9 protein-coding genes and 1 tRNA gene are annotated in these 9,785 nt (G+C 70.9%); 6 read left to right on the forward strand and 4 right to left on the reverse strand.

Features of this window, described 5'->3' with window-relative positions; translation table 11 throughout:
- Positions 1-217: SDR family NAD(P)-dependent oxidoreductase (locus Q0L11_RS05865; RefSeq protein ID WP_296596015.1), on the reverse strand; the 217-nt coding region annotated here is incomplete at its 3' end.
- A gap of 65 nt (positions 218-282) precedes the next feature.
- On the opposite strand from Q0L11_RS05865, the gene Q0L11_RS05870 reads away from it, so the two are divergent.
- Positions 283-747, forward strand: coding sequence for a DUF4126 domain-containing protein (locus Q0L11_RS05870; RefSeq protein ID WP_296596016.1), 465 nt, complete (start codon positions 283-285; stop codon positions 745-747).
- A complete protein-coding gene (locus Q0L11_RS05875; protein ID WP_296596017.1) occupies positions 744-2,129 on the forward strand; it encodes an FAD-containing oxidoreductase in 1,386 nt (461 codons plus the stop codon). Before Q0L11_RS05870 ends, Q0L11_RS05875 begins: the two co-directional genes overlap by 4 nt.
- Positions 2,130-2,139: 10 nt before the next feature.
- Here the strand turns inward: Q0L11_RS05875 and Q0L11_RS05880 are convergent.
- Positions 2,140-2,213: transfer RNA gene (locus tag Q0L11_RS05880), tRNA-Cys, on the reverse strand.
- 158 nt (positions 2,214-2,371) lie between these two features.
- Here Q0L11_RS05880 and Q0L11_RS05885 point away from each other — a divergent pair.
- The 4 genes from Q0L11_RS05885 (at position 2,372) to Q0L11_RS05900 (ending at position 8,136) form a co-directional block, all read left to right on the forward strand.
- Positions 2,372-2,935 carry a protein-L-isoaspartate O-methyltransferase gene (locus Q0L11_RS05885; protein ID WP_296596018.1) on the forward strand — a complete coding sequence of 188 codons (564 nt, stop codon included), beginning with the start codon at positions 2,372-2,374 and terminating at the stop codon, positions 2,933-2,935.
- A gap of 210 nt (positions 2,936-3,145) precedes the next feature.
- Positions 3,146-4,633 carry a TolC family outer membrane protein gene (locus tag Q0L11_RS05890; protein WP_296596020.1) on the forward strand — a complete coding sequence of 496 codons (1,488 nt, stop codon included), beginning with the start codon at positions 3,146-3,148 and terminating at the stop codon, positions 4,631-4,633.
- A gap of 79 nt (positions 4,634-4,712) precedes the next feature.
- The gene (locus Q0L11_RS05895; RefSeq protein WP_296596022.1) at positions 4,713-5,288 is read left to right on the forward strand and encodes a DUF2497 domain-containing protein; all 576 of its coding nucleotides are present in this window, start codon (positions 4,713-4,715) and stop codon (positions 5,286-5,288) included.
- Positions 5,289-5,469: 181 nt separating this feature from the next.
- Entirely contained in the window at positions 5,470-8,136 is a 2,667-nt protein-coding gene (locus tag Q0L11_RS05900) for a valine--tRNA ligase (RefSeq protein ID WP_296596024.1), read from the forward strand.
- Here the strand turns inward: Q0L11_RS05900 and Q0L11_RS05905 are convergent.
- Both Q0L11_RS05905 and Q0L11_RS05910 read right to left on the reverse strand, forming a co-directional pair.
- Positions 8,133-9,350: a PepSY domain-containing protein gene (locus Q0L11_RS05905; protein WP_296596026.1), complete on the reverse strand. Its 1,218-nt coding sequence runs from the start codon at positions 9,348-9,350 to the stop codon at positions 8,133-8,135. The two genes, Q0L11_RS05900 and Q0L11_RS05905, sit on opposite strands and share 4 nt — an antisense overlap.
- Positions 9,351-9,361: 11 nt before the next feature.
- Positions 9,362-9,785, reverse strand: a 424-nt coding sequence (locus Q0L11_RS05910; protein ID WP_296596027.1) for a TonB-dependent receptor, incomplete at its 5' end; no start/stop codon positions are given.

Below are 9,785 nucleotides of genomic sequence, written 5' to 3' on the forward strand. Positions count from 1 at the left end.
GCTCGAACACCCCGGCGTTGTTGATCAGCACGTCCACCCGGCCCAGCCGCGCGATGGCGGCCTCCCAGAGCTTCTCGGCGCCCATCGGGTCCGAGAGGTCGGCGTCGGCGCTGCCGTGGCCCATCACTTGGGCGCGGCCGTCCAGGGCCTGCACGATGGCGGCGCCGATGCCGCGGGTGGAGCCGGTCACCAGAATGTGGGGGCGTTCGTCGGTCATGCTTCCGGTTAAGGTGCCCGCATCGGTCGTTCAAGCACCTGGACGCCACGGATGGGGAGCCCGCCATGACCTTCTATCTCGCCGCCCTCCTGCTGGGCGTGATCGCCGGCCTGCGGGCGGTGACGCCAGTCGCCGCCGTCAGTTGGGCCGCGGCGCTCGGAATCCTGAAGCTGGCCGGCACGCCGCTGGCCTTCCTGGGCGCGGCGGTCACGCCCTGGATCGTCAGCGCCATCGCGGTCGGCGAGCTCGTCAACGACAAGCTGCCCAACACGCCCAGCCGCAAGGTCCCGGTCCAGTTCGGCGGCCGCATCGTCTCGGGCGGCCTGGCCGGCGCCACGGTCGGCCTCTCGGCGGGCGCGCTGCTTCCGGGCCTGGTGCTGGGTGCGGTCGGCGCCGTGCTCGGAACGCTGGGCGGCGCCTGGGCCCGTGGCAGGCTGGCCGGCGCCCTCGGCCGCGACCTGCCGGCCGCCCTGGCGGAAGACCTCGCCGCCGTCGGCGGCGCGGCGCTTGTCGTGGCGTGCCTCCTGTGAGCCCCCAACTCCAGCAAAGGGCCTTCGACGCCATCGTCATCGGCGCCGGACAGGCGGGGCCCGCCCTTGCGGGCCGCCTCAGCGCCGCCGGCCGCACCGTCGCCATCGTCGAGCGCAAATTCCTCGGCGGGACCTGCGTCAACACCGGCTGCATGCCGACCAAGGCCCTGGTCGCCAGCGCCCGGACCGCCCACGTCGCCCGCCGCGCCGCCGACTACGGCGTGGTCCTCCAGGGCCCCGTCGCCGTCGACATGGCCAAGGTCGCCGCCCGCGCCCACGCCGTCACCCTGAACGCCCGCAACGGCCTGGAGGCGTGGATCGGCGGCATGAAGGGTGTCGAGCTGATCCGTGGCCAGGCCCGCTTCACCGGCCCGCATGAGATCGAGGTGAACGGCGAGCGCCTCACGGCGCCGCAGATCTTCGTCAACGTCGGCGGCCGCGCCGTGGTCCCGGACTTCCCGGGCGTCCACGACGTCTCCTGGCTGAACAACACCTCGATCCTGGAGCTCGACGTGCTGCCCGAGCACCTCGTCGTGGTCGGCGGCAGCTACATCGGCCTGGAGTTCGCCCAGATGTACCGCCGCTTCGGCGCCAAGGTGACGGTGGTGGAGAAGGGCCCGCGCCTGATCGGCCGCGAGGACGAGGAGGTCTCGGACGCCGTCCGGGATATACTGGAAGGCGAGGGGATCACGGTGCGCACGGGCGCCGAGTGCATCAGCTTCAAGCCCCACCCCGACGGCGTCGAGGTGGGCGTCGACTGCAAGTCCGGAGACCCGACGGTCGTCGGCTCCCACGTCCTGCTCGCCGTCGGCCGCCGACCCAATACCGACGACTTGGGCCTGGACGCGGCGGGCGTCGCCGTCGACGCCCGCGGCTACATCGCCGTCGACGACCAGCTCCGCACGTCGGCTGAGGGCGTCTGGGCCCTGGGCGACTGCAACGGCAAGGGCGCGTTCACCCACACCTCCTGGAACGACTACGAGATCGTCGCCGCAAACCTGCTGGACAATGACCCGCGCCGGGTCAGCGACCGGATCGAGACCTACGCCCTCTTCATCGACCCGCCGCTGGGCCGCTGCGGCATGACCGAGGCCGCCGCCCGCGCGGCCGGCCACAATGTCCGCGTCGGCAAGCGCCCGATGAGTCGCGTCGGCCGCGCCGTGGAGAAGGGCGAGACGCAAGGCTTCATGAAGGTGGTCGTCGACGCCAAGACCGACGCCATCCTGGGCGCCGCGATCCTGGGCGTGGAGGGCGACGAGGCGATCCACGCCATCCTCGATACGATGGCCGCGAAGCAGCCCTACACGACGCTCATGCGCACCGTGCATATCCATCCGACCGTCGCGGAACTGATCCCGACCGTGCTGGGAGAGCTGAAATGAGCAGGAGGTGTGGAGGCCTGACCGAGAATCGAACTCGGGTTCACGGATTTGCAGTCCGCTGCGTCACCACTCCGCCATCAGGCCGCCTGGAGCCCGTTGGGGCTCGAAAGCATAGCTCGGGGCGCTCATGCCCCGGAGGTGAGGGGCGGGTAGCTATCAGAACGGCCCATCAGCCGCAATTGCCTTCCGGGCCGGCGGGCCTATAACCCGCCCGACGCAACATCCGCGCCTAGAGGATTCCTATGGCCGACTTCGCCGCCGCCCGCCTCAACATGGTGGAAAGCCAGGTGCGAACGCAGGACGTCACCGACGTGCGGATCCACGACGCCATGCGCGCCCTGCCGCGCGAGCGGTTCGTGCCCGAGGCCAAGGGCCATCTGGCCTACACCGACATCGAGGTGGAGTACGCGCCCGGCCGCTGGCTGCTGAAGCCGCGGGACGTGGCCAAGCTGCTGCACGCGCTGCGCCCAATGCCGGGCGAGCGGGCGCTGGCGATCAGCGCGCCCTACGCGGCGGCGGTGATCGAGGAACTGGGCGGGACCGTCACGCGCATCGAGGCGGGCGACGCCCTGCCGGCGGGCGAGTTCGACATGATCGTCTGCGAAGGCGCCGTCAGCCGCGCGCCCGAGGCCTGGCAGCGCGCGCTCGCGACGAACGGTCGGCTGGGGGTGGTTGAGCGGGACGGTCCTGTGGGCCAGGCCTGCCTCTATGTGCGCACGGCCGAGGGTGTCGGCCGGCGCGATCTGTTCGACGCGTTCCCGCCCGTGCTGGCGGGCTTCGAGGCGCGCCACGGCTTCGCGTTCTAGACGGGCGGGTGAAACACCCTCGAAACTGCGGCGTGAAAAAAGCTTAAGGTGACGCGGCTTGGCCCACGCGGCAGACGAACGCATATAAGGGCGCGTCTCTCGCGAGATCGGGGATAACGAATGTCGATGAAACTCCGCGGCCGTCTGCTGGCCGCGACTGTGTGTGCCGCCGCGACCGCCGGGTTCGCGGTCCCCGCGTCCGCGGAGACCTTGGCCGATGCGATCGCCATGGCCTACCAGAACAACCCGACGCTCCAGGCGCAGCGCGCCACCCAGCGGGCGCTCGACGAAAGCTATGTCCAGTCCCGCAGCGGCTGGCGCCCAACGCTGGGCTTCAGCAGCAGCGTCACGTACAGCGAGCAGCGCACGCCGCGCTTCGCCCTGGGCCGCGACGACAACGCCGACGGCATCCCCGACACCTTTGCCTCGACCCCGACGATCAACGAGGGCAACAGCGCCAACATCGGCCTCAGCTTCAGCCAGCCGCTGTGGACCGGCGGCCGTGTCGCCGCCGCGGTGAACGCCGCCAACGCCGACGTTCTGGCGGGTCGGGAGAACCTGCGCCGCGTCGAGGCCCAGGTGCTGCTGTCGGTGATCCAGGCCTATTCCGACACCCGGCGCGACCAGGAAACGGTCCGCATCCGGCAGGAAAACGTCAACGTCCTGACCCGGCAGCTCCAGGAATCGAACGCCCGCTTCGACGTGGGCGAGGTCACCCGCACCGACGTGGCCCAGTCCCAGGCCCGCCTTTCGCAGGCCCAGGCGCTGCTCCAGTCGTCGATCGCCCAGCTCGCGATCACCCGCGCCACCTACGCCACCCTGGTCGGCCAGAATCCCGGCGACCTCGCGCCCGAACCCTCGCTCGCCTACCTGCTGCCGACCGATCCGGACGAGGCCTACAAGGTCGCCGAACAGTTCAACCCGCAGCTCCGCGCCCAGCAGTTCGCCGAGCAGGCCAGCCGCGCCCGGCTGGCCGGCGCGCACGCCGAGCGGATGCCCAACGTCAGCGCCTCGGTCACCTACGGCTTCGGCGGTCCTGCGGTGCCGAACCGCCCGCTCGACCCGTTCGAGAGCCAGCTCTATTCGCGCTCCACCCGCGCGACGATCAACGCCACGGTGCCGCTGTTCAACGGTGGCCTGACCAGCTCGCGCATCCGCCAGGCCGCCGAGCGCAACAATGCCGACCGCATCACGGTCGAGGGCGTCCGCCGCAACGTGCTGCAGAGCGTGACCAACTTCTGGAGCCAGTTGATCGCCGCGCGGGCGAACATCGCGTCCAGCGAGGAGCAGACCCGCGCCGCCCGCATCGCCGCCGAGGGCACGCGCCAGGAGCAGCAGGTGGGTCTGCGCACCACCATCGACGTGCTGAACGCCGAACAGGAACTGCGCCAGGCCGAGCTCAACCAGGTCACCTCGCGGCGTGACGAATACGTCGCGGCGGCCAACGTCCTGTCGACCATGGGCCGGCTCGAAGGCCGCAACCTGGTGCCGGGTGTGCCGCAGTACGACGCCGGAAAGAACTTCCGGAAGCTGCGCATCACTTGGGGCTGGGTGCCTTGGGAAGAGGCGGTCGGCGCCGTCGATCAGTTGGCCACGCCGTGGCCGGCGGGCAAGCCCAGCGAAAAGCCGGTGGAGAAGACCCTGGCGCCGGGCCTGGATCCCGCGCCGGCGGCGGCTCCGCCTCCGGCGACGCGTTGACGCGACCCTAGTCGGGAAATTGCAGGATCGGCCGACCACGCTTAGGGTCTAGGCTCAGACTCAACGCGGCGGCCGATTCATGTCCGAACAGTCCCAAGAACCGACGATGGAGGAGATTCTCGCCTCCATCCGCCGCATCATCTCGGAGGACGAGCAGCCCGCCGAGGGCGCGGCGCCCGTCGTCGAGCCCGAGCCTGTCCCAGCGGCCGCCGAGGCGCCCCTGCCGATTCCCGAGCCCGAGCCGGAGCCCGAGCGCGCGGCCGCCCCGGAACCTGCGCCGGTCGAGGACGACGACGAGGGCGACCTCGAACTGACGCAGAAGGTCGAAACGCACGGCGACCTCGACTTTGTGGCCAGCGAGCCCGAGCCGGCGTTCGAGCCGGCCCCGGAGGCGGAACCGCCGATGCCGATGGCCGATCCGACGCCGCCGGCCGAGGGTCTGGTCAGCGAGCACGTGGCCGCCGCCGCCGCCTCGGCCTTCGGCCAGCTTTCGGCGGGCATCCTAATGCCGGCCGAGGGCCGCACGCTGGAGGACGTGGTCCGCGAGATGCTCCGCCCGCTGCTGCAGCAGTGGCTCGATACCCACCTGCCGGGGATCGTCCAGGAGACCGTCCAGGCCGAGGTCGAGCGCATCGCCCGCGGCCGAGTACGCTGACGTCCTCGGTTGCTCCCCCGGCTGGGGGAGCTCCCGCAACGCGGGTGAGGGGGCTTCCGCTCAGGACTTCAGGCCGGCCCCGCCGCCATTTCCGAGCTGACCCCTTCCGTCGGCTTCGCCGACACCTCCCCCAACGGGGGAGGAACTGCTATCTGCACGCGCCCAATTCAGAAAATCCGACATGCTCGACAAGACCTTCGATCCCAAGACCGCCGAACCGCGCCTCTACGAGGCCTGGGAACAGTCCGGCCGCTTCGCGCCGACCGACGACCCGAACGCCGAGCCGTTCTCCATCGTCATCCCGCCGCCCAACGTCACCGGCTCGCTGCACATCGGCCACGCGCTGAACAACACGCTGCAGGACGTGCTGATCCGCTTCGAGCGCATGCGGGGCAAGGCGACCCTGTGGCTGCCCGGCACCGACCACGCCGGTATCGCCACGCAGATGGTGGTCGAGCGCCAGCTCGCCGAGCAGGGCAACCAGAGCCGGCGCGACATGGGCCGCGAGGACTTCGTCGCCAAGGTCTGGGAATGGAAGGCCAAGTCGGGCGGGACCATCGTCAACCAGCTCCGCCGCCTGGGCGCCTCCTGCGACTGGAGCCGCGAGCGCTTCACGCTGGACGAGGGCCTGAGCGCCGCCGTCCGCAAGGTGTTCGTCCAGCTCCACAAGGAAAAGCTGATCTACCGCGACAAGCGGCTGGTGAACTGGGACCCCCACTTCCAGACCGCCATCTCGGACCTGGAGGTCGAGGCCCGCGAGGTCGACGGCCACTACTGGCACTTCGCCTATCCGCTGGAAGACGGCTCCGGCGAGATCGTCGTCGCCACCACCCGGCCCGAGACCATGCTGGGCGACACCGCCGTGGCGGTCCATCCTTCGGACGAGCGCTACAAGGCTCTCGTCGGCAAGGCCGTGCGCCTGCCCATCGTCAACCGGCCCATCCCGATCATCGCCGACGAGTATCCCGACCCCGAGAAGGGCTCGGGCGCCGTGAAGATCACCCCGGCGCACGATTTCAACGACTTCGCGGTCGGCAAGCGCCACAACCTGCCGATGATCAACGTCTTCGACGACTTCGCGCGGATCAACGACAACGCCCCACCCGAATATCGCGGCCTGGACCGCTTCGCCGCCCGCAAGAAGGTGGTCGAGGAGTTCGAGCGCCTGGGCCTGCTGCGCGAGATCGAGAAGACCAAGCACACCGTCCCCCACGGCGACCGCTCGGGCGTCGTGGTCGAGCCCTACCTGACCGACCAGTGGTACGTCGCCGCCGATGTCCTGGCTCAGCCGGCGATCGCCGCGGTCGAGAAGGGCGAGACCGTCTTCGTGCCCAAGAACTGGGAGAAGACCTACTTCGAGTGGATGCGGAACATCCAGCCGTGGTGTGTGTCCCGCCAGCTCTGGTGGGGTCACCGCATCCCCGCCTGGTACGGTCCGGACGGCAAGGCCTTCGTCGAGGAGTCCGAAGCCGAGGCCCAGAAGAAGGCCGATGAGCACTACGGCCGCCCCACCCCGCTGAAGCAGGACGAGGACGTCCTCGACACCTGGTTCTCGTCGGGCCTGTGGCCGTTCTCCACCATGGGCTGGCCGGAGAAGACCTCCGACCTGGCGCGGTTCTACCCGACGCACACCCTGATCACCGGCTTCGACATCATCTTCTTCTGGGTCGCCCGGATGATGATGCAGGGCATCCATTTCACGGGCGAGGTCCCGTTCAAGCGGGTGTTCATCAACGCCCTGGTCCGCGACGCCACCGGCGCGAAGATGTCCAAATCCAAGGGCAACGTCATGGACCCCCTGGAACTGGTGGACGAGTTCGGGGCCGACGCCCTGCGCTTCACCCTGACCGCCATGTCGGGCCAGGCGCGGGACATCAAGCTGTCGAAGCAGCGCATTGAAGGCTATCGGAATTTCGGCACCAAGCTGTGGAACGCCACGCGCTTCTGCCAGATGAACGGCTGCGCCCGCGCCGAGGGCTTCGACCCCGCCGCGGTCAAGGCGCCGCTGAACCGCTGGATCGTCGGCGAGACCATGCGCACCGCGCGCGCCGTCACCGCCGCCCTGGCCGACTGCGGCTTCGGGGAGGGGACCGAGCAGCTCTACCGCTTCATCTGGAACCAGTTCTGCGACTGGTACGTCGAGCTGGCCAAGCCGCTGCTCACCGGCGCCGACGAGGCCGCCAAGGCCGAAACCCAAGCCACCGCCGCCTGGGTGCTGGACGTGATCCTGACCCTGCTGCACCCGGTGATGCCCTTCATCACCGAGGAGCTGTGGACCCAGACCCAGGACCTGGGCGCGAAGCGTTCGCACGCCGGCTTCCTGATGACCGCGCCGTGGCCCGACCTGCCGGAGAGCCTGGCCGACGCGGCCGCCGACGCCGAGATCGGCCTGATCATCGCCGCCATCACCGAGGGCCGCTCGGTGCGGTCGGGCCTGAACGTGCCGCTGTCGGCTCAGCCGCCGCTGCTGGTGCTGGACGCCACGCCGGATCAGCGCCGGGTGCTGGAAGGCGGCGCGGCCCTGATCGCCCGGTTGCTGCGCGTGTCCGAGGTCAGGTTCGCCGACGCGGTCCCCGCCGGCGCCATCCCCTATGTCGTCGACGGCGCCACCCTGGCCCTGCCGGTGGCCGAGTTCATCGACATCGCCGCCGAACGCGCCCGCCTCACCAAGGAAGTCGCCAACCTCACGGCCGACATCGAGAAGACCGCCAAGAAGCTCGGCAACGCCGACTTCATCGCCCGTGCCCCGGAGGAGGTGGTCGAGGAGAACCGCGAACGCCTCGCCGAGGCCGAAGCGGCCCGCGCGAAGCTCTCCGAAGCCCTGGCCCGCCTCAGCGGCGCGGCCTAGGCCCGCGTGGGCACGGCGCGCGCGGGCCTAGGCCGTCGGCGCGCCGCTGCCGCGGCTTTGCGCTTCCGCGCCCAGATCACCACGCCCGTGGCGCTGAGCGCCGCGACCGCCAGGCCCAGCGCCGAGACGAGGATCCGCCCCGGCAGGCCCAGGATGCGGCCCGAGTGCAGCGGAAACTGCGCCTGCAGGAAGATGTCGCCCGCCGTGCCCTTGCCGGGCGTCAGCGCTCCGGCCGGCGCGCCCGTCCGGCCGTCGAAGTAGAGCCAGGAATTGCCCAGCCCGCCGTCGCCATGGTCCTCGCCCGGCCGATAGAAGCCTACGCCGTAGACGTCGTAGTAAGGCGAGTAGAAGAGTCCGCCCGCCGGCGCGGTCCAGCCTCGCGCCCGCGCTTCCGCCGTCGCGATCCCCAGCACCTGCTCCCGGCTCAGCGTCGGCGCCGCCGGCTGGTCCAGCGGCCGGGGCGCGCGGCTGGCGAACGGGTCCTCCGACAGCGGCGAGAACAGCGCGACGAGGGGCCGGACCACCTCGCGGTTCAGGTTCATCGACACCGAGGTCACCGCCAGGGTCAGCAGCAGCAGCCAGATCCACACGCCGCCCGAGCGGTGGACGTCGAACAGCAGCCGGTAGCCGCCCTCGCGCCAGCGGAAGGCGAACGACTTGCGCCAGACCGCCAGCTTCGGGAACGAGATCCACAGCGAGACCAGGCAGTCGATCGTCCAGGCGATCCCCACCACGCCCATCAGCACCACGCCGACGTCCACCCCCGACACCAGCGGCAGGGTCAGGCTGTAGTGCAGCCGGTAGAGGAACGGCAGCAGGTTCTCGCGCGTCAGCGACGGCTGGCCCCAGAAGCGCCGGCCCACCGGCTCGCCGGTCGCGGGATCCACCGCGAGCTGGTTGAAGTCCAGCGCCGCCGCCTTGCCCGTCCTGGCGTCCGGCCGCGGCTCCACGCTCATCAGCAGCGTGCCGCCGGGCTCGATCGACAGCGGCAGGAACGTCACCTGCATCCGCGGATCGGCCCGCTCGGCCTGCGCCGCCAGCGCCAGGGGATCGCGCGCCGCCGCGCCGCCGGGCGCCTCGAACAGCGTGGGGTTCAGGGCCGCGTCCAGCTCGTGGTCCCACGAAATGACCGCGCCGGTCAGGCCCGCGACGAACAGGAAGCCCGCCGCGCCCAGGCCCAGCCAGCGGTGCAGGACGACCAGGGCGCCGCGCATCGCCGCCGCCCTCAGAACTGCCGCCGGACCGTGGCGACGACCGTGCGCCGCACCCCCAGGAAGCAGTCGCCCCGCGCCAGGCACGAGCTGTAGTAGCGCTTGTCGGTGACGTTCGTGGCGTTGATGCTGAACAGCCAGTCTTCCCAGCCCAGGGCGGCATAGGCGTCGCCCACCGTGTAGCCGGGCGTGCGGACGTCGCCCGACATCACCGCCCCCACGTAGCGCACGCCGCCGCCCAGCCGCAGGCTCACCGCGTCGGTCAACGGGAAGGTGCGGGCGACGAACATCGAGGCCTGCCGGTTCGGCGCGCCCTCCAGCCGCCGCCCGATCTCGGCGGCCGTGTTGCTCTGCGTGATCTCGGTGTCGGCGAAGGTGAGGGCGGCGGTCACGTCGAAGCCCTGCACCCGCGTCGCGCCCTCGGCCTCGAGCCCCGTC

It is taken from the genome of Phenylobacterium sp., from assembly GCF_024508875.1.
Lineage (GTDB): Bacteria > Pseudomonadota > Alphaproteobacteria > Caulobacterales > Caulobacteraceae > Phenylobacterium.